We start from the raw sequence: 18392 nt of genomic DNA, 5'->3' as shown, positions 1-18392 counted from the left end.
TGCAACTCCTGCGGTCGGAAGGGGAGTGGGGGAGCGCTACAGGGGGGCGACGTTGGGACGCTCGTTGCCGAGGTCGGCGGCCTGCTGGCGAAAGAGCGCGGCGATGCCGTGCGCGTCGACCGACGTGGTGTCGTTCATGTCTGCCAGTTCCGTGGCCGGGATGGAGAAGGGGGTGAAGTCGCACGTCAGGAAGTAGGACTTCCGCTCCTTCTCGTGAGTCATGGTCACGGCCCGCCGGATCGCGGTCTTCGCGGAGTCATGCGGGTGTACCCGGACCTGACCGCGGTCGCCCCGCCGTCCGTAGATGAAGATCACGCCAGGGTTCGAACCGAAGATGACGATGAAGCGATAGAACTTGTCGCTGGTGCCCGAGTCGCAGTGGAGCTCCCATCCGGCGGCGGGAATCGCGGCAGTGGTCGCACTCAACGGACCTCCTACGGAGTGGGTGACGAGACGAAACGGCCGGTCGTAATGTCCTGGCCAAAGCGCACCCTGATGGCCGGTCAGGGCCATCGGCGCAGCCGTTTCACCGGCTGCCGGTGCGCTAGCGCTCCCTACGCGATTCGAACGCGCGACCCTCCGCTCGACAGGCGGATGCTCTACCGCTGAGCTAAGGAAGCGGGGCTGAGCCGGGTTCCGGCCGCCAACATGGACTAGTTTACGCGAGAGGGGGCTAGGAGTAAAGCTAGACAGGTCAATCGGTCTGGAGTGTCACTCAAGAAGCGATGTGGTCACCGCAGAGTGCGGTCTCGCCGGCCGCCCGCACGATCGCCGCCCCCGCCTGGTCGTTGACCAGCGCCCATCCGAATTGTCAGTCCTCCGAGGCATGGTGTTGATCACGCGTACGGAAGGCGGGACGATGACGAACTCGGCAACGGCAGCGCCACCAGCGAACGGGGCACGTGCACGCAGGCACGTGACGGGGGCGTTGCCCGCCGACCTCAGAGCGTGCGCGCAAGACCTCGCCGATCGGCACGGGGTGGAGGTGTGGGCGGACACGGCGGGCCTCTCCGGGCGCTGGGAGCTCGACTGGGAGCGCCGAGAAGACGGCGGCCCGCGGCCACGGCAGATCCGGCGCGAGCTCGCGCAGCATCCCGCCCTCCGCGGTTTCGCAGGGGAGATCGCTCTGTGCCCTCCTTGGGGACGTCTCACCCGGGAGGCCCGCCACCTGCTGCAACCCGGCATCTCTGTGATCACGGACACCGAAACAACCCGGCTGTTCGGCCAGGTCATTGAGATCGCGGTACTCGATGCCGCGTCCGGCGCGATTCTGCTGAACACCTTGGTGCGGCCCAGCGAGCCGGTCACCCGCAAGGCCTACGGCATCCACCGCATCAGCAGTCGCGACGTGCAGTTCGCACCGACCTGGAAGCAAGTCCTGCCAGATCTGCTGAAGGTGACCCGCCACCGCACGATCTGCGCCTACAACAGCTCATTCGACAAGGCCACGATGCTCGGCGACACCCAACGTGCCGGGGAGCGCCCTCTCCTGCTGGTGAACAACTGGTACTGCCTGATGAAGACCTACGCCCGGTGGCTGGGGGTCCGCCGGTGGCTGCCGCTCTCCAGCACGCACCGCGCCGCCGGCGACTGTGCCGCTGCCCGGGAAGTGCTGAGGGCCATGGCGCGCGGGCGCGGCATGGCCTTCACCCCCAGTCCGTCCGTCCGCCCCGACCCCACGGCGTCCGCGGCCAGCCCGACGCTCGGCGCCTGGGTCCCTGCGCGCGAGGACGAGAGCCTTCCCACCACCCCGCGATCGCCCATGCAGGTACTCGCGACAGGAGACGGGCGCGCCGCGACGTAGGGCCGGACCTCCCGTGCGCAGGTTGAGGCGTGCTGCTGCCGCCGCTGGACGTCGCCCTGGCCGTCCCGCGGCCACGTTTCCCGCCACCTTCACCGGTCTGTCCGCAGAACCGAAGTGGGACGGCTGGCGACTGCTCATCTTCCGTACCGAGCGCGAGGTGTACCTCCAGACTCGCAGCCGACGTCTCGTCACCGATCTCTTCCCCGACCTCGCTCACGCAGCCGCCGCGCTGCCCGCCGGCTGCGTGCTCGACGGCGAGGCGGTGGTCTTCACCGGCGGGCGGACCGACTTCGAGTCCGTTCAGCGCCGCGGACTGTCCGGGCGCACGCGTGCAGCCGTCCTCGCCCGCAAGCGCCCGGCGAACTTCATCGCCTTCGATCTCCTGGCCGAAGGCGGGGAAGCGACCCAGGACCTCCGCACCCGTCCGTACGCCGAGCGCCGCGACCGCCTGCTGCATCTGCTCACCCCGCTCGGGCCTCCCCTGCAGCCCACCCCCGCCACCGGCCAACGACAGGTGGCGGAGCGATGGTTCGAGGAGATGCGCTCGGTCGGCGTGGAAGGACTCGTCCTCAAGCGGACGGCCTCGCGCTACCGGCCGGGCCGCACCTCGGACTGGCAGAAGATCCGGCACGCCGTGAGGCACGACGCCGCCGTCATCGGAGTGCTCGGAAACCGGCGGCGTCCTCGTGCAGTGGTCGTAGCTCTCCCCGGTCACCCAACGCCGGCAGTCACCAACGTGCTGCCGGCCGCGCTGAGCTTCCAGCTCGGGCGAGCGCTCTCGCAACTGCCCTCCGACGACCTCGACAACGTTCCCGCACGAGGTTGGCGCCCGGTGCCGCTCGGCGTGACGGTCGAGGTACAGGTCGGCACCACTCGTCACGCGGGCCGAGTACGAGTAGTGCGGCTACGGCACGGTGAGTGAGACCTGACGGAGCCGCAGCCCGCAGCCAGGAGCACGTCACGGGCCACGACGTCGCGCCCCGACACCAGAGCAGGCCTCTACAGCAGCGGAGCAGGATCCCCGCGCGCCCACACCAGGAGGTACGGCCGGTGACGGGACCCGAGGTAGCGCTCGCTGGCCCAGCACGCCTCGTACAGCACCCTTTGGCACTCGTCGAGTCCTGGTCCGCCGCCGTCCGCGGAGCGGTCCTCAGGGCGTTGCTTCCACACGACCCGTGCTGAGTGCGGCGCCGGCCCGGCGGACACCTGATAGCCGGAGACGAGGCAGCGCCCGGAGGGCGCCACGTCGGCGGGAGGTACCCCGCCAGCTTCCAGGGCCAGGGAGACAGCGTGCTCGATGCGGGTCCGCTCCCAGTCCGCAGGCTGGCCCACTGCGCCCGTCACCCGGCGGACTTCCAACACCGACGCCCATGCACCGACAGCAGCCTTTTTGTGCGCTGCTCGATGGGGGAGAACGCCGTGACCGGTCGCGGCCTGAAAGCCTGAAGACTGCGGCATCGTCTCGCTCCCGGTCATCGTCGTGCTCACGCATCTGCGACCAGTCTCGCCCACGCGCATGCCGCGCGAGTCGCCTGCCAGCTCGTCCGCCCCAGACCCCGGCCGCGCCGGGCGGCCCCCGCCCTCCGAGACCCGCAGGAGCCTGTCCACAGGACGTTGCGCTGATCCTCTGCAGGTCACCCAAGCCGGCAGCCAACTCCCTGGGAGGCTCTCGTGGTTCTGCACGCCCGGCACGATCACACCCCGCCGTCCCGCGGCTCGGCTCTGCCTCCGACGCACGAGGAACTCCTCACCCTCGCGGTGAGGGAAGAACCGGCCCCGGGACGTAGTGCATCGCAGCCAGGACGGCAGTGATGGACCCCTACCTTCACCTCGTTCTGGGCCCGACCGGGATCGGGAAGACCTCCCGGTCCGTGGAGCTGGCCCGACGAGAAGCGGCGCCCGTCCTGGTCCTGGACCGGATTCAGTGCCACCCAGCCCTGGCAGTCGGGTCCGGTCGGCCGACCCCGGGCGAACTGCGCGGCACGACCCGCGTCTACCTTGACCGGCGACAGGTCTCGGACGGGGTCCTGACCGCCGCCGACGCCGTCGACAGGATGGAGCGACTCGTCAAGCAGCTGGCCGACACCGGAGCGTCGACCATCGTGTTGGAAGGCGGATCGATCTCGACGACGCGGGAACTCCTCGCCCGTCCCACGTGGTTCTGGGGCCGACGGGTCCATATCGAGTACGTACTCGAGGGCGACCCCGATGCATACGAACGGCGCGTCAGCACGCGCGTCGAGCGGATGCTCGGCTACGGCACGACAGCACGCACGATCCTGGACGAACTGGCAGGCCTCTGGCGCGTTCCCGCGGCACGGCCAGTCCTCCGCTCCGTCACCGGCTACCGCGAAGTGCTGGAACTCTGCCGGCGCTTCGGGCTGGACCCCACCCACCTGGCGGGGGATGAACACTGCGTGGTGCGCTACCTGTTCGTCGACGCCGTCCGCGCAGCGCACTTGGCGTACTCGCGCGACCAGCGTGCGGCTCTGGCCGCCGCGCTGGGGCCGCTTCGAGAGACCGGCTGTGCCGTCACCGTGCGGGAGGTGTGACGTGCCAATCGCGCTGGGAGCAGTCGCCCACCGTGGCGACGGGCGGGTGTCAGTAGCGGATGTGACACTTCCGATCATGACTGACGCAACCGCACTGGCCTGGGCTGCACTGGAACAGATCAGCTCAGGCGGACCAGGCCGTCGGAAGCGGGTGCCCATCGAGACGGACAGCCGGGAGACGCGGTGAACGGCCCTGGGACGTGCGCGGATTGCCGACAAAGAGTGATCTTCACGCGAACGGAGAAGGGCAAGACGCTGGCTGTCGACCCGACCCCCGACCGGAAGGGCAACACCGCCATCCGCCGGGACGGGCTGGGCGCGTACGTCTCGCGCCGTCCGAGCAAGGACCTGCCGCTGTGGGGGGACGAGCGGCTTCACATGCCGCACCCAGCCACCTGTGAGGCCCAGCAGAGAGCGCGGGCAACACCCCTTGCGGGAGTGGTCGTTCTCGACGAGTACCGCCGCCGGCGTTCTCGGTTCTGAGCATCGGGCAGGAGGCAGCGGTCTGGGGGCGTCAGACGCCGCAGCCGCGGTATCCCCGCTCGTAGTCCGAGGTCCGGATCCAGTACGGGGCCTCCTCGTGGGGCGAGGAGATCGAATAGTGGGCTTCGTCCCAGATCGCGGTGAGCAGGAAGGCTGCCATGCCTCTCTCGTCGCTCTCCCGGAGCGCCTGGCCTGCCGCTCGTCCGCGGCCCCGTACCGGCTGCTCGGACCGCCGATCGAGCGCTGCCGCGCTCTCGGTCTCTCGCCGGCCGGAGTAGCGGTGCCAGCGGCGGCTGGAGTTCTGGAACCAGACGACGGGCCAGTCATCAGGGTCGACGCTGTTCGTCAGCCAGAAGAAGTGGTCCGAGTTGAAGTTGCCTCCCCACGCCAGCAGACCGCCCGGAGCGGGGAAGAGCGGGTACGGCAAAGTCGATCGCGATACGCCCTGCGAGGCGAGTTTGGTGGGGATCTCCTGCTCCGTGAAGGCGGTGAATCCCCGGAACCCGGTCGGGAGGTTTGGTCCGAATCGGCCCCGTGACGGGGCATACACGAATATCTCCGCGCTGATCATGCCCCCGCCGAAGGTCCCTATGAACTGGCGGTAGTCCTCCGGGAAACCGATGCCCGCCTCAGCTGGTGCCTTGTCCCACGGGGTTTGCGCCGTTGGTACCTCCGGAGCGGCAGGCGGCGGAATGATCTCGGCAAGGCGCCGAACCGCGGATTGCATTGGCCACATCCTCTCGCGAGGCGAGTCCGACAGGGCGATCAGTGAGTATCACGGGACCGTCGGCGAAGGAACGCCTGGGCCTGAGTTCGCGAGGTCCACGACCAGCCGTCGAACAGACCGCTCGCGCGCGGGTGTTGATGGCACCCGCAAGGTGTTCACGAGGTACTGCCTCGGCGCTCGGGCGATCGCCCTTGCCTCAACTGGCCAGCGCGGGCTCGTTACTCGTGGGCCTTCGGTCGAGTCCTGTACCGGCGCTGTGTGACGATCCGGAATTCGACACTACGCCGTGCAGCAGCATTTGCCAGAGGCCTGACAGACGATGATGCACGTCGGATCCGTCGGCGTCCTCAGTCCCGGCCTGCTGGGAGTGCGCTCCTGACGCGACGATGCAGAAGGCCAGTTCGGCCACACCCTCAGCAGTGGTCCCCGGGCGCAGCGTGCCTTCTTCCTCGGCCTTCTCGGCGACCTCGGTGAAGATGCTCCGCCAGCAGTCGAGGAGGTTGACCTCGGGGTCGGAGGGAGTCTTCAGTTCGCGGACGAGCCTCACCGCAGCTTGCGTCAGGGGGTCACTGGCGAGCTGGTGGGCCACCCAGTGGGTCAGGTCCATCAAGGCCCGCAGCGCCGGCTGCCTCTTCTCGAGAAGCGTCCTCGTGGCCTGCAACGTCCTCGAGCACGCCTCGCGCAGAACGGTTTCGGCCAGGTCCTCCTTGCTGCTGAAGTGGAAGGAGAGGGCCCCTTTGCTCACGTCCGCGGCGCCGCTTACCTCGGTGAGCGTGGTCCGTTCGTACCCGTTGAGGCTGAACGACTTCGCCGCGGCCATCGTCAATGCCTGCCTCGTCAGCTGTGCGCGCACTTGCACCATGCCGCGTCTTCCCTTCGTGCGAACCGCCGAGGTACGGACAGCGAAGCAGCAACGTCCGCTGCCGCTCGCGCAAACATACAAGGTTCTCGGTTTTTTTCGCGACGCTAGAGACGGATGACTTCCTGAGTGAGCGTCAGGCCACGGACGACAGTTGGGATATGCCCGGTGAAGATGACAGAAATGGGGCCGACTCGTCTCCGCGAAACAGCGGGGCACTGCCGGGACTGTGCGCTGCATGTGCCAGAGGGATGCGTAACGAGAACCCTCGGCGGCAGAGGAGCGGAGCCGCCGGGAGCGTTCAACGCAGTGGCCCCTGTCGGGCCATGCGCTCAGCCGGCGGCAGCGTCGCCGGTGGGTGTCAGGGGGTCCATCTCCAGCACGACATGGGGGCGGGCGATCCCCCGCAGCATCAGGTTCCACAGGTCTTGGATGCGCTCGGGCAAGTCCGCGCGGTTCTCGCAGAGTTTGGAGAGGTGCTGCACGCCCGAGAAGGAGCCGACGATGGTCATCGCGGCCCGGTGGGGATCGACTCCGTCGCGCAACTCGCCTTTCGCTTCTGCGGCCTTGAGCTGCGTCTCGAAGACGCCGACCCACTCCATGTAAGGGGCTACGTCCGTGAATCCGATCTCTTCCTGCTCGATAGCGAGGCGTACGCCGGCCTGCAGAATCTTGTTGGTCTGGAGTTCCCGCGCGAGGTAGGCGTTCATGGCCAACAGGCGGTGGAGTCCATCCGGTCCGTCCGGCAGCGTGACCGCGTCACGCTGGAGCATCATCACTTCCTTCGCCAGCTTGAACTTGGGGCTCGACGGGAAGTGGTAGTAGAGCGCGCCCTGCGTGCTCTTGGAAAGCTCGCAGATCTCTTCGATCGTGGTCGCCTTGTAGCCGCGCACGGCGAAGAGCTGCGCTGCGGCGTTCAGGATCTCCTGGCGCCTCACCTTGGCCCGACGCTGCAGGGGTTTCGTCTTCGTCGCCGTCATGCGACCTCGCCACCTTGAAGATCTTCACTTCTCGCGCAGGGCGCCTGGAGACGCCCGGCGGGTCACCTTGACACTGCACATGCGATTGTCACTTTGCAGGGTTCACAACTTGCTCGCCACCCCCACGCGCAACCTGGGTCGGGCGATGAATGAAGTCTGGCAACCAGGCTCGTTGGGCTCAAGAGGCGGTTGTCAGCACTGATGAGTGGCACCGGCGGGAACCCGGCTGCCGTCTTGCGGTGTCATGGCAGCGTGCAGAACCTGGTCGGGCCTGAGGCGGAGGTCGAGAGCCAAGGTCTGATGAGGCGGGCGAGCCGACATCGTGGTCCCGGACGACCAGCGTCCGCGCCTACGGAGTCAGGCCGCAGCGGGAGCGATGCTCAGGCCCCGCCGCCGGCCCAGCGCAGGAGCGCGCCTGAAATCCGACCACCGGGCGTCTGCGATGCGAACACCCTAAAGCGACAAGCAAGCATTGCTAATCGACTCCTGGTAAGGTAAATTATCCGTGTCGGAGGGGGTCGGTGCCCGCGTCGCCCCCGGCCCCCTCTGGCACGCCAGAACCACCCCACAGTCAGCTCCACCTCGTACCGGACACACCCGAGGGAGCCGACGGTCCTGCCCCTGTCGAGTAGCGGCCTAGCTCGCCTCGCTCTCAACGAGGAGACCGCGGGTTCGAATCCCGCCAGGGGTACGCACACCCGCCTCCGGGCGCGCGCGACGTGATCACCTCAACCTCGAGTCTGGAGATCTGTGCCGCTCCTCGCCCCCTCCGCGCCGACCCCGCCACCGCAGGCCGCCGCCCCTGATCCGGGCCTGGTCATAGCCCTCGCCCGGGCAGCAGTCGATCCCGACAGCTTCCCGGGATTCTCCGAGTTCACCAGCAGCGACGTCGCCCTCCAGCACTCGACGCAGAAGACCGTCACCGTGGCCACCGACAACAGGTGGGCCGCCACGGCCATGCGGACGGCACTACGGCGGAGCGGATGCGCCGTGGAAGGCGACGCAAACAACCAGACCACCAGCGCCACGGTGTGGGCGATCAGCCATACCCTCGCAGCGCCCCACCCCGAACTGCGAGCGGAGCAGGAGACCGACCCCCGCGGCTGGAGCATCTTCCTCCTCCACGGCCCACACGGAGTCATCGAGCAGCAGTGCGGCGTCGGCGGCCACAGCGACCTCATCGCGCACGCCCAGCATCCCTTTCCGGGAGCAGCCCGCTGCGCATGCCAGCGGCACGGGCCCATGTGCTGGCAGCGCTCCGACTGGCCCGCAGAAGCACGCGTACGACGCTTCATCGACCTCACCCACACCCAAGACGGTCCCGCCTGGAGGCTCAGCACGCAGGCCCGACAGCGCATGCGCGCCCTCTACATCAGCTCCATCCATCAGGCCCGACCCACCACCTCCTCAGCCACCTTCTTCGTCCCCACGAAGACCTGAGCGTCCGCTCACGACGCGGAAGCAGGCCGCCCCCGGAAGCCGGACAACACCTCGAAGGAGCACCGTGGAAGAGGAATTCAAGCGCGGCGACCGCATCCGGCTCCTCGTATGCACCGACGTGCACGACCCGGTGCCGGCCGGCGCGACCGGGGACCGTCACCCGCTGGAACCCGGACCCGCAGCTGCGGCACCTCGCCGTCGACTTGGACGCACCGCACAGCCACCGGCGTCTGATGCTCACTCTGACCGACGACGGCGACGTCGTCGAGCGGATCTGCCCCCGCCCGCCGTCCACCGCCTCCTCGTGAACGAATCACCCGTGACCCGGCCCTCATGCCGGACTTGCCCGCCCACCCTCCGCGCCGAACTGGAGAAGCATCCTGTGTCCCCTTCCGGCCACGACCAGCACTTCCCGCTCCTCCCGCCCGTGCCGCGCCCTGACGAGCTCGTCCTCGACGACCCCGCCTGGACGTTCCCCTCGGTATGCGCGGGCGGGGGAGGCATGGCGCTCCTGAGGGTCTGGCGTACGGCCGACGGCCACCTGGCGATCGTCACCGAGAGCGGAGTCGGGGTCTCCATCACCAACAGCGCCGAGGAGATCACCGCGAAGCTCCGCGCACAGTTTCCCGGCCGCCTGACCGTCATGGAGCACTGGAGGACCGGTGACGGCGCGGACCACGAGCGCCTGGACCAGGTCATCGTCACCGGCCGCCGGACCCGCTGGCGGCCCGTGTGGCCCATCCCGCCGACCAACCCCGACTACGCAGTACATGAAGCCTGGATGCGCGCCTACGGCGACGCCCTGCTTGTCGCGCGGGACGGCTGACGGTGCCACCACCGTAGGACCCGCGCAGGCGTCTCGATGCGCCGGACCGGCGAGGCTTCCACCGAGGAGCTGCATGCACCGGATGTTCCTCGACTGAATCCGCGCCCGTACGAGAACCGCGACAAGTGCCACGGCGCGTGCCGTCCGACGGGCGCTTGTGCCTCAACCGCCGGCTGTGGTGCCCCGCTTCGCAGTAGACCCCGCCCCGCCTCACGAGGCCACGCGCTGAGACCGAACGAAAGGAACCTGCCCCGCATGCGCCGCATCACCGTCTGGCACAACACCCACCCGGACAACCTCGGCTACCGCTCCGACCACCCGATGCTGCGAGTCTTCTCCTACACCACCGCCTCCGCCGGCCCGGCAGAAGACGAACTCTGGCGCGCAGTCACGCTCTTCAACGCCGATGAGGACATGCTCTCCGGCGACGACTGGAAGATCGCCGCGGCGTACCGCTTCGACCATCTGCGCTCCTTCTCCCGCGGCGACGGCTTCAGCGTCCTGGAACACGGCGCCGGAGCCGAGGAGTTCTGGATCAGCAACGGCCTCGCTCTGCTGAGACAGCCCGGCCCGTTTCCGGTCCTCGCCGTTCAGGCAGTCCGCGGCTCCTACCTTCTGGGCCGCCGCATCAGCTACATGATCCCCGCCCTGGACCGCCGCGTCCGTGAGGGGACGTTCGAGATCGGGGGCGAAGGAGACGTCTCTCCGCAGCAGGCCATAGCAGTACATCACGGTCTTGCCCCCGAAGACGTCGTCATCATTTCCGCCCCCGCGTAGCGACAACTCCTCTCTGCTCAGGGCGAGCTACGACCACAACTCAGCGACACGTAAAACGTGTATAAGCTATCCCGACGAGGAAAACACGTGTCATCCACCGCTCAGTCCGAGCCCGCCACCACGACGCGCACGCCAGACGACCCGACCAGCGCACGCAAGAACGCACGCCGAAAGCCGCGACTTCCCACTCAACGCTCCGAGGGAATGAAGCTCGGACACGCCGTCGCGGACACCTGGCACCGCCACCACGGCGCCGGCCGGATGGACATACCGTGCGGAGTCGTGGCCACGCTGGCCCTGTGGCCCCGCAAGACCGACGCGGCCTCCCACGCACAGGACTTGGCCGACTTCATCGCCGACCAGCCCGCATCGAAGTGGCCGCCGACCGTCGGCGAAGTCGCCGCCGTCCACTGGATATCCCGCCCGGACCTCATCAACACCGCCGCCCCCATCCTGCGCTGGTACGAAGAAGAGCACTCACCGGACACCCTCCGCGCGATCAAAGCAGTCTCAGACACCGCCCTGCGCCACGGCGTTCTGCTCCACACCGGCTACCGGGACCCCTACATGCGCTCCCACGTCGACCTGATGTCCTGGACGATCACCAGCCTCCGCCACCGCGGTGACCGCTCCTGGCTGGGCGAATTCCACACACCACCCGAAGTCACCGACCTCCTGGCGGGGATGACCATCGGCGACAGCCCGCCCAAGAACGGAGCGCTGCACGAACCGGCCGGCGGCACTAGCGGAATGTTCCGCTCAGCCGCACAACACCTGCGCCACCGTGGCATCGACCCGCACGGTTGGGCCTGGCACCTCCAGGACAAGGATCCCATCGCGGCGGCCGGCGCGGCCGTGAACATGCTGATTTGGGACCTCGGCCCGAACACCCTCGTCGCCTGTGGGGACACCCTCAGCGAAGGGGACCTCTCCGGCAAGGCACTGGCCACACGGAGAGAACTGGAAGACCGAAGGGATGCCTTGTTCGCCGACGTCGTGACGAGGCGCGACAGTCTCCGAGCTGCTCGGAACCTCCTTTCCGGCGGCCAGGACTGACGCGCCGGGCCCAGTCCGGAGCCCCGGCTGTTGGTCGGCATCCATCCACAGGCGGGTCTTCCTACCTTCCGTGAACCGCGCCCCCGGGCCGGCCGGGCGGACGGATTCACAGAAGGGCATGTGATGACACGACTGACACACCGACTCGGCACGACCGTCGCCGCTTCCGCTCTACTCGTCGGCGGAGCTGCCGCCGCGGCGCCCGCAGCCTCGGCGGCGCCGGCTCCCGCCAAGCTGGTCGCCTCTGAGGCTGCATCGCCGTCAGCGGACTTCGCCAAGAACTGCCGCAACGACAAGAACCACACCGAGCGCATCACCAGCTCGGGCGTGAACCTGCGCAAGGGCCCGTCGACGGGCTACGCCTCGAAGGGTCAGCTGTCGAAGAACGCGAAGTTCCGCATCTACGGCAGCTGCGGAAGCTACCTGGACCCCGGCCCCGACAAGATCTGGTACTACGGCAAGGTCCTCACCGGCAAGAACCACGGCCTCAAGGGATGGGTCTCCTACCGCTACACCACGTAACGGATCTGGCCCCCGCGGCGCCCCTGCCCTCGAGCTCCGGTGCAGGGGCGCCGCGTCGTGGAATACGCACACCCATGGTCGTTCCCTGGGGTCGTCCCGGCTGCTGGTCGTCTTCGAGGACTGGACATACGATTCGGAAGCGGCGCGCGAAGGAGGGGAAAGGTGCCCGGTGACAAGCGCCCACAGGAGCGCACCGCCGTACGCGGCCTGCTCACCGCTGCCGCAGCGTGCGTGACGCTGAGAGCCGCTGGCAGCAACGAGGCCCTGATCGTGCTGGCGGTCGGCCTGATCATCAGCGCACTCGTTCTCCACATGCGCACAGCGGACACGGCGCGCCCGTACGCATACTGGCCCGCTTGGGCGGCCGGCACCGCGACCGCTCTGCTGCTGGCCTGGGCCCTCCCGGAATCCCGCATCCTGCTGTTGCCCTGGGCCGGCTTCGAAGCAGTCGTCGGCCTCGTCTTGGGGCTGCTGTGGCACGCCCATCGAGACGGCCGCCGCGACTGGATCGTGTGGACCCTCGCCGACGGCGCGCTCCGCCGCGAGGCCACGCGAAGAGCGGCGAGTGCCTGGGTGCAAGACGTCTACCGAGAGCCGTGTGTGCTGAGCCGGGTCGATATGCGCCCGGAACTGGTGCGGAGCGTGCCCCTCTACCCGTACCCCGGGCGACCGATGCTGAGGGTCTCCCGTACGGCGACGGAAGAAGACACAGCGCGGTAGCACCGTGCGGGGCCTCCTGATCGGCGCACGGGGCAGCGTCCGAGGGGCAACGGGCGCCAGCCTGGGAGGCGCCCGGCGCGAGAAGTGCCAGACGCCCTGCATGTCCCGATGCCTTCGCTGCCGTCGAACGTGGCTGCCGCCTCCCGTCAGACGGCGCGGTGTGCGCGAGTGGAGCGGCTCGGGGCCACAGCACGACCGGAGGCGCCGGCGACACCGTGCCGGACCGCTTCGCAGACACCTGGGAGATGACCGGAGGTCAGCCACCTCACCTCGTCCGCCTCACTGCCCCTCGCGCACATGAAGCGGGACGGCAGGGCCCGGGTAGTAGTGCGCGATCGATTCCCGCTCGGCCTGGAGTTGCCACTCACCGGCTACGGCTCGCCGAGTCGCCCAAGCACGGGCCGCGGGGGTGTCAGGATGCTGGACCCAAAAGAGCTCTTGCTCGTGCGTCTCGGCCGCGGTGAGGCAGGTCGGATCGGTGCACAGAACACGGGCGGTGATCTCAGTCGCGCCACCACGGTGAGGGGTGACGATCACGCCCAGATCCTCGTGCTGGACAGCGACGCAGGCGCCGGCGCCGCGCAGTTGCTCGATGACCGTGGCGCCCAGGTTGGCGAGACCGCCGTTGCCCCGCAAGATGGCCTTCTCCCAGATGAGACTGTCGGAGTGCACGACCGCCTTGGTCCCGTCAGGCAGGGTTGCCGTGGTGCTCCGATACACGAGCCTGCGACCTTTCGAGATGGATGGGCAGTGCCGGTCCAAGGGATCGACGTCCGGACGGAAGACGGGAAACCCCACCGTAGCGCCGCCAATCCGTGCCCCTCCGTCTTCATCCGCCAAGCGCTGCGCGAGAACGGTCGGTGCGGCGCTGGCCGTCGACCCGCTGCCCCAAGTGTCCGGTGCCAGAGATCTCGGCCAGGCGCCGGAGCATGACGCCGATGCCGCCGCTGCCTTCCAGCGCCGCGGTCGCATGGGGCCAGATGTGCCGTGCTGCGCTGGTGTAGAGCCGGGGGGTGAGCAGCACGACATCGTCGGCGTCGGCCACGCCGTGTCGCACCGCCTCGGCGCGCAGCTGCGCGACGTCCTGGTCGGTCAGGCGCTCGGGCATCACCACGTCGTACGGTTCGACTACCTCATCCAGACGGAAGATCAGCCGCCTGCCGGAGAGCACCAGCACGAGCCCGCCGCGGGCCGTGAGGGCCTCCGCCGCCATCCGGGCTTTGGTGTGCAGCGGCCCGGTGTACAGATGGCGGACCGGAGCGGGGCGATCCAACTTCCGAGCTGAACAGGGAACCACGACCAGCGGTCCGACACCGCGGCCCGGTTGTGCCTCGCCGGTCACGGTCTCGCGGGTCCACAGCGCCAACTGCTCCTGCGGGCCTGCCCCGTACCGCGCGGCATCCTGATGCCGGCTCGGTGTCGGCCCGCGTGGCCCCGCCTTCGCGCGAGCGATCTCCGGCACAGCGCCGCCGTCGTCCTCCCACGCCCCGTGCGCCAGCTCGGCGGCCTGTGCTTCCTGCTCGGCGATCGTCACCGGCCACGTGAAGGTGCGCAGCGTGTGCTCGTCCAGGGGGCGCAGCCTCCGGGCTGCCTCCTTCAACTCGTCCTTCCTCGACCACGGTCGGCGGCACGCTGCAAGCCGCGCGGCGTACGCGGCCTTGTCGTCGGCGAACACCCCGTCGGGGTAGAGGCGAGCCAAGTAGAGTGCGAGGGACCCCATCGGCGTGACGATGATCCGTCGGTCCTTGCCGCGGCAGATGGCGAGGAATCCGGCGGACGCGAGCATGAGCACCCGCTCCCGGGCGACCGGTCGGCCCCCATCCCACCGGCCCGGGGTGCCCCCGTCCCACGCGCGCCCGTCGCGGCGATAGAGCCTTCCCGCGTCGGCTGCCTCCATTGCTCGCAGGTGTCCCCTCGACCAGCCGAGGGCCGGCACAGCATCCACTGCGGTAGAGCGTGCGACGTCCAGCTGGACGCGGTTGTGCTCGTCCATCCCCGTCGCCGCGCGCAGTTCGGCTTCCGTCTCTGCCGCCGCATCTCGCTCGGCGCGCCGCTCGAGCGCGGATCGCTGGCGTACCAGCGATGTGGCGAGCTCCGCGGCAGTCTCCTCGATGCCGGCGGTCTGCTGAGCCAGAGCCGCGTGCGAAACGGCACGGAGGGCCAATGCGCGGGCTGTCGACCCATCACCGATACCGGCGTTCTTCGCAGCAAGGCGCGCGAGCCGCTCCGCTTCGGTGGCCTGCTCATGGGCCGCGAGCATCACCGCGTCGAGCCGAGCCGTCTCACCCGCCCGGCTGCGCGCCGCCGCGTACATCGCCTCGTCCGCCGCCCTCGCGGCCAAGACGGAAGCCTGCTTGGCGACTTGCAGGCAGGCGTCGCCCGCGCCGTGGCCCGGATCCCGAGCTGGCTCCAGCCCAGCGCCTTGCACGACGCGGTTGCCCTTGTCGGGCCTGCCGCGGTACGCGCCGTCGTCGATGCTCTGCACGGCGGATGCGGCTTCGTCGCGTACATGGTCGGAACCTGCTTCTGCGGACATGGCGGTGACCTTGACTTCGGACCGATCGGACGGGAGGACGTGACAGTTCGTGAGGTCGCCAGACCGACCAGAGCGTGCGCGTGCTCGGGTGCGGCGCCGGTAGGCACGTTGGCGGCAGGCCGGCGAGCAGTAACGGGGCGGGCGTCCCGTCGCGCGGCGAATGAGGCGGTTGCGGCAGGACGGAGCCGCGCAGCGCCGCCGCCCGGAGGTGCGGCGGGTTTCGTCACGGGTTTCATCACCCATGCGTGGTGGGGCCTGGCGCGCGGTGATCTCCCACAGGACGCGGGCGACGTGATCGGTGCCTTTCGACCGGCGTGGCCTGCTGGGGGCGTCCCACCCGGCGCGCGCCGGGCGTTGAGCGACCTGACGCCACCCTGCTGCCCGCAAGCTCGCGCCGCTCTCCCCTTCCTGGGTGTAGGTGATCGCGCGGCGGTAGCCGGCGGCCCTGGCCGTCCGCCAAGCCGCTCCGTAGAGAGCCGAGCAGGAGTTGGGCGTGCCGTCGGTGGCCACTCTGGTGACCTCCACCGTGACTCCGGTGTCGTACGCCCGGGCCACAGGCCGCCCGATGATGGCCACTCCCACGAGGCGCCCGTCCGCCATCACACCGAGGGAGAACTTGTGCCCCTGCGGCCGGTCGTGGTGGCGATGGACGCGGTCGACGTACGCGCACGCCTCCCGGAAGGACATCGGCACGATGGTCAACTCCCCCCGGCGCTGAGACCGCGCAGGACGAGGCTGCTCGCCGCGCTCCCACCGCCGGGCCGTCGTGGGAGGCGACGGCCCGGAAGCGGGGGTCAGCCCTCCTCCACGACGCCCGGCGCGGGCGAAGCGGCAGGCTTGAGGGACCGCCAGATGTGCAGAGAGAGGTCCCGCCCGTCCAGGCGCAGGTAGAGCCCCGAGCGCACGGCAGGGTCCTGGTAGCGCTGAGCGGCCTCGGCGAACGCCCTGCGATCGCCCGCCAGGTGGGCCATCTCCGCATACGCAGTCTCGATCGCCCGGCGGGTGCGGTCCGCGCCCTCCTCCAGCGTGGAAGTGACGGTGCGCACCCAGGCGTCGAACTCGTCGGGAACCTGCTCCAGCAGCGCCTCCAGCGGGCCCTGCGGAGCAGCGGTCAGCTTCTCCACCTCACCGACGGGGCAGGCAAGGGCCTTGGCGAGCTGCTTGACGGGCTGGGTACGGAACTTCTGGACGCCCAGGTACCGCCAGATGTCGACCTCGCTGCTACCGGTGATGCTCTTGTGAAGCTGGACGTACTCGGCGAGCTTGGCCTTGGCACGCACGCCGGAGGCGAACCGCAGCACATACCCCTCGGTCGCGAGGGCCGAGGCAGGGGAACCATCGGCATGCTGGTTCGTCTCGGTCCGCTTCAGCAGCGTGCCGAGGTCAGTCGACGGCCAGGTGCGCACCACAGGACCGACGCTCGACCAGTGCTCGGACGCCTCCCGAAGGTCAAGCTCGTCTCCGTCACCGGTGAAGGCGGCCAGGAGCACGAGCTCGGCACGGTCGCCGTAGTTCACGACGATCCGGTTGCCGGGGTAGATGATCTCCGTCAGGTAGGTGACGCCCGGGCGCAGCCCAGCGGTGTCCTGAGCGTCCAGCCACCGCTGGGCCCACTGGGCCTGCGGCGAGTCGAAAGACCCCTTGGTCGCGGCGTGCCAGCGACCGTCGTAGTGGAAGACGAGGCCGAGGCTGCCGTCGAGCTTGTCGTAGATGTGGAAGGGCTCGGCGGGCAGCGGCGGCGCGTAGGGGCGGCCGAGGTCGTGCTCGGCGACGTTGAAGAACTTCTCGAATGGCCAGGCGATCACGCGGCCGGTGTCCTTCTCAACGACCAGGCCGCGGCAGCGGGTAGTGACGGGAGTCCACGCGCCCGCGTACTGGCAGGCCCGCGTGTAGTTGAACATCACCAGCGGCAGGTGCGGGTGGTCCTTGCGCGCGACGTGTCCGGCCCGCACTGCGTCGTCGAGGTCGGCGGCGGGGAACAGCGAGTCGAGAGTGGTCACGAGAGCTCCGGGAGTGGCGTAGCGGAAAGGGGCCGGTGCTTGCCTCACCAGCATGGGCATTAATTTACGCAGGGCAGGGCTAGATGTCAATTAAAAAGTGTCACCATGGTCAGATCGAAGGAGCGCGGCCTCGCTCCACCACGCCTCCCGGAGGGCGTCGTCCCCACCGACCAGCTCGTACTGGCCGCAATCGTCGCTGAGCAACGGCGTGAACAGGTGCGGAACGATCGGGCGCAGCAGAGCCGCATACTCCTGATCGCCGAGGAAGAGCACGTCCGCGTCGTCCAGACCGTGGTCCGCAGCGTCGTGAGCCAGCGTCCTGGCGGACACGGCCCGATCGTCACCGATGGTCACGTTGTACGGGTGGAGCGGACGCCTCAGAGGCACCAAGCCATGGCGCGCAGAGGCAATGAGGATGAGAGACGGGTCGGTGAGGGCGCCTGCAGCGAGCTTCAGAGCCCGGTTGTATCGCCCTACGTACAACTCCTCCGCCGGGTAGCCCGCGTTCGGGTTGCCGTACTCGTTCCGGCCGGGGTCCGGCTTCATCTCGCCGCGGCACGCAATGAGCACGATCTTGCGCCGGTCCAGAAGCGTGCCGCAGCGCTGCCGGGCGTACTCACGGCCGGCAGGGGCGACCGGCAGGTCTCGTCGTACCGGAGCGGCTTCTCCCCGGGGCACCGCCGGTAGTCGGCGTACCCGGCCTCCCAGAGGGCGTGCAGCGTCTGCCGTCGGAACCAGGTGCCGCCGGAGAAGTACACGTCCCGGTCATCGATGCCGGGCACGCGCTGATCAGGTCTGCCTGCCGCCGTCTGCATCGCTTCGTGCTGCTTCTTCGGAAGCTTCGGCGGAATGCCGGCGAGCTCGGGCACGGATGAGGCGCTGGGATTGTCCTGGCGCCACTGGGCGAGGGCCGACCAGCCGCCCTCGGTCATCCAGTGCGTACCGCCATCCCGGCGGTGCGGGATCACGAGGCCGTCCGCTTCGAGCTTGGCCATCGCGGCAGGGTGGCCTGAGACGACGCCGTTGTCGTTAGCGTTGAGGATCTTCGCGCCGGTGGGGCTGAGCAGGCTCATGAGGGGCCTTTCTGTCGGGTCCGATCGGACGATCCGG

The 18392-nt window shown here is 69.1% G+C and carries 19 protein-coding genes and 2 tRNA genes; 10 read left to right on the top strand and 11 right to left on the bottom strand.

Annotated elements, in window-relative coordinates; all coding sequences use genetic code 11:
- Positions 1–36: 36 nt before the first annotated feature.
- Both AN218_RS22660 and AN218_RS22655 read right to left on the bottom strand, forming a co-directional pair.
- A complete protein-coding gene (locus tag AN218_RS22660; RefSeq protein WP_070018730.1) occupies positions 37–426 on the bottom strand; it encodes a WGR domain-containing protein in 390 nt (129 codons plus the stop codon).
- Positions 427–548: 122 nt separating this feature from the next.
- Positions 549–620 (bottom strand) — tRNA-Asp (locus tag AN218_RS22655).
- Between the two features lie 206 nt (positions 621–826).
- Here AN218_RS22655 and AN218_RS22650 point away from each other — a divergent pair.
- Both AN218_RS22650 and AN218_RS22645 read left to right on the top strand, forming a co-directional pair.
- On the top strand, positions 827–1804 hold the full coding sequence (locus tag AN218_RS22650; protein WP_079132466.1) for a 3'-5' exonuclease: 978 nt from the start codon (positions 827–829) through the stop codon (positions 1802–1804).
- Positions 1805–1817: 13 nt separating this feature from the next.
- Positions 1818–2726 carry an ATP-dependent DNA ligase gene (locus tag AN218_RS22645; RefSeq protein WP_420856003.1) on the top strand — a complete coding sequence of 303 codons (909 nt, stop codon included), beginning with the start codon at positions 1818–1820 and terminating at the stop codon, positions 2724–2726.
- Positions 2727–2803: 77 nt separating this feature from the next.
- Here AN218_RS22645 and AN218_RS36170 read toward each other — a convergent pair whose 3' ends face one another.
- Positions 2804–3148 carry a hypothetical protein gene (locus AN218_RS36170; protein WP_141747663.1) on the bottom strand — a complete coding sequence of 115 codons (345 nt, stop codon included), beginning with the start codon at positions 3146–3148 and terminating at the stop codon, positions 2804–2806.
- 467 nt (positions 3149–3615) lie between these two features.
- On the opposite strand from AN218_RS36170, the gene AN218_RS22635 reads away from it, so the two are divergent.
- On the top strand, positions 3616–4356 hold the full coding sequence (locus tag AN218_RS22635) for an isopentenyl transferase family protein (protein WP_070018728.1): 741 nt from the start codon (positions 3616–3618) through the stop codon (positions 4354–4356).
- A 514-nt stretch (positions 4357–4870) separates the two neighbouring features.
- On the opposite strand, the gene AN218_RS22625 is transcribed toward AN218_RS22635, so the two are convergent.
- The 3 genes from AN218_RS22625 to AN218_RS22615 form a co-directional block, all read right to left on the bottom strand.
- Complete coding sequence (locus AN218_RS22625; RefSeq protein WP_141747662.1) at positions 4871–5266, bottom strand: hypothetical protein; 396 nt, start codon at positions 5264–5266, stop codon at positions 4871–4873.
- A gap of 496 nt (positions 5267–5762) precedes the next feature.
- On the bottom strand, positions 5763–6428 hold the full coding sequence (locus tag AN218_RS22620; protein WP_070018725.1) for a TetR/AcrR family transcriptional regulator: 666 nt from the start codon (positions 6426–6428) through the stop codon (positions 5763–5765).
- 329 nt (positions 6429–6757) lie between these two features.
- Positions 6758–7405, bottom strand: coding sequence for a ScbR family autoregulator-binding transcription factor (locus AN218_RS22615; RefSeq protein ID WP_070018724.1), 648 nt, complete (start codon positions 7403–7405; stop codon positions 6758–6760).
- Between the two features lie 617 nt (positions 7406–8022).
- On the opposite strand from AN218_RS22615, the gene AN218_RS22610 reads away from it, so the two are divergent.
- The 7 genes from AN218_RS22610 (at position 8023) to AN218_RS37575 (ending at position 12746) form a co-directional block, all read left to right on the top strand.
- Positions 8023–8096: transfer RNA gene (locus AN218_RS22610), tRNA-Glu, on the top strand.
- A 59-nt stretch (positions 8097–8155) separates the two neighbouring features.
- Positions 8156–8845, top strand: coding sequence for a hypothetical protein (locus tag AN218_RS22605; protein ID WP_070018723.1), 690 nt, complete (start codon positions 8156–8158; stop codon positions 8843–8845).
- Positions 8846–9227: 382 nt separating this feature from the next.
- A complete protein-coding gene (locus AN218_RS22600) occupies positions 9228–9671 on the top strand; it encodes a hypothetical protein (RefSeq protein WP_070018722.1) in 444 nt (147 codons plus the stop codon).
- A 255-nt stretch (positions 9672–9926) separates the two neighbouring features.
- Positions 9927–10448 (top strand): hypothetical protein, encoded by a 522-nt coding sequence (locus AN218_RS22595; RefSeq protein WP_070018721.1) that lies wholly within the window; start codon positions 9927–9929, stop codon positions 10446–10448.
- A 204-nt stretch (positions 10449–10652) separates the two neighbouring features.
- Positions 10653–11504, top strand: a complete 852-nt coding sequence (locus AN218_RS22590; protein WP_070018720.1) for an N-6 DNA methylase — start codon at positions 10653–10655, stop codon at positions 11502–11504.
- A 123-nt stretch (positions 11505–11627) separates the two neighbouring features.
- Complete coding sequence (locus AN218_RS22585) at positions 11628–12026, top strand: SH3 domain-containing protein (RefSeq protein WP_070018719.1); 399 nt, start codon at positions 11628–11630, stop codon at positions 12024–12026.
- Between the two features lie 162 nt (positions 12027–12188).
- Complete coding sequence (locus AN218_RS37575) at positions 12189–12746, top strand: hypothetical protein (RefSeq protein ID WP_070018718.1); 558 nt, start codon at positions 12189–12191, stop codon at positions 12744–12746.
- A gap of 279 nt (positions 12747–13025) precedes the next feature.
- On the opposite strand, the gene AN218_RS22575 is transcribed toward AN218_RS37575, so the two are convergent.
- The 5 genes from AN218_RS22575 to AN218_RS38380 all read right to left on the bottom strand — a co-directional run bounded on the left by AN218_RS22575 (position 13026) and on the right by AN218_RS38380 (position 18355).
- Positions 13026–13418 (bottom strand): hypothetical protein, encoded by a 393-nt coding sequence (locus AN218_RS22575; protein ID WP_141747661.1) that lies wholly within the window; start codon positions 13416–13418, stop codon positions 13026–13028.
- A gap of 157 nt (positions 13419–13575) precedes the next feature.
- Entirely contained in the window at positions 13576–15969 is a 2394-nt protein-coding gene (locus AN218_RS38390) for an XF1762 family protein (protein ID WP_338059637.1), read from the bottom strand.
- A 107-nt stretch (positions 15970–16076) separates the two neighbouring features.
- Positions 16077–17282: a T4 RnlA family RNA ligase gene (locus AN218_RS22560; RefSeq protein WP_244900598.1), complete on the bottom strand. Its 1206-nt coding sequence runs from the start codon at positions 17280–17282 to the stop codon at positions 16077–16079.
- Positions 17283–17372: 90 nt separating this feature from the next.
- Positions 17373–17828 carry a DUF6884 domain-containing protein gene (locus tag AN218_RS38905; protein ID WP_338059635.1) on the bottom strand — a complete coding sequence of 152 codons (456 nt, stop codon included), beginning with the start codon at positions 17826–17828 and terminating at the stop codon, positions 17373–17375.
- A complete protein-coding gene (locus tag AN218_RS38380) occupies positions 17825–18355 on the bottom strand; it encodes a hypothetical protein (protein ID WP_070018713.1) in 531 nt (176 codons plus the stop codon). Before AN218_RS38380 ends, AN218_RS38905 begins: the two co-directional genes overlap by 4 nt.
- Positions 18356–18392 lie beyond the last annotated feature (37 nt).

The organism is Streptomyces nanshensis, from assembly GCF_001751255.1.
In the GTDB taxonomy this organism is placed as follows: Bacteria; Actinomycetota; Actinomycetes; order Streptomycetales; family Streptomycetaceae; genus Streptomyces; species Streptomyces nanshensis_A.
The sequence above is the reverse complement of the archived record's forward strand: the minus strand, read 5'-3'. Positions and strand labels throughout refer to the sequence as shown.

Bases quoted from the DNA above. Each gene is read 5' to 3' on its own strand.
- AN218_RS22595 (WP_070018721.1), top strand. From the start codon at position 9,927: ATGCGCCGCATCACCGTCTGGCACAACACCCACCCGGACAACCTCGGC.
- AN218_RS22650 (WP_079132466.1), top strand. From the start codon at position 827: ATGGTGTTGATCACGCGTACGGAAGGCGGGACGATGACGAACTCGGCA.
- AN218_RS22590 (WP_070018720.1), top strand. From the start codon at position 10,653: ATGAAGCTCGGACACGCCGTCGCGGACACCTGGCACCGCCACCACGGC.
- AN218_RS22620 (WP_070018725.1), bottom strand. From the start codon at position 6,428: ATGGTGCAAGTGCGCGCACAGCTGACGAGGCAGGCATTGACGATGGCC.
- AN218_RS22615 (WP_070018724.1), bottom strand. From the start codon at position 7,405: ATGACGGCGACGAAGACGAAACCCCTGCAGCGTCGGGCCAAGGTGAGG.
- AN218_RS22585 (WP_070018719.1), top strand. From the start codon at position 11,628: ATGACACGACTGACACACCGACTCGGCACGACCGTCGCCGCTTCCGCT.
- AN218_RS38390 (WP_338059637.1), bottom strand. From the start codon at position 15,969: ATGTCCTTCCGGGAGGCGTGCGCGTACGTCGACCGCGTCCATCGCCAC.
- AN218_RS22635 (WP_070018728.1), top strand. From the start codon at position 3,616: ATGGACCCCTACCTTCACCTCGTTCTGGGCCCGACCGGGATCGGGAAG.
- AN218_RS38905 (WP_338059635.1), bottom strand. From the start codon at position 17,828: ATGAAGCCGGACCCCGGCCGGAACGAGTACGGCAACCCGAACGCGGGC.
- AN218_RS38380 (WP_070018713.1), bottom strand. From the start codon at position 18,355: ATGAGCCTGCTCAGCCCCACCGGCGCGAAGATCCTCAACGCTAACGAC.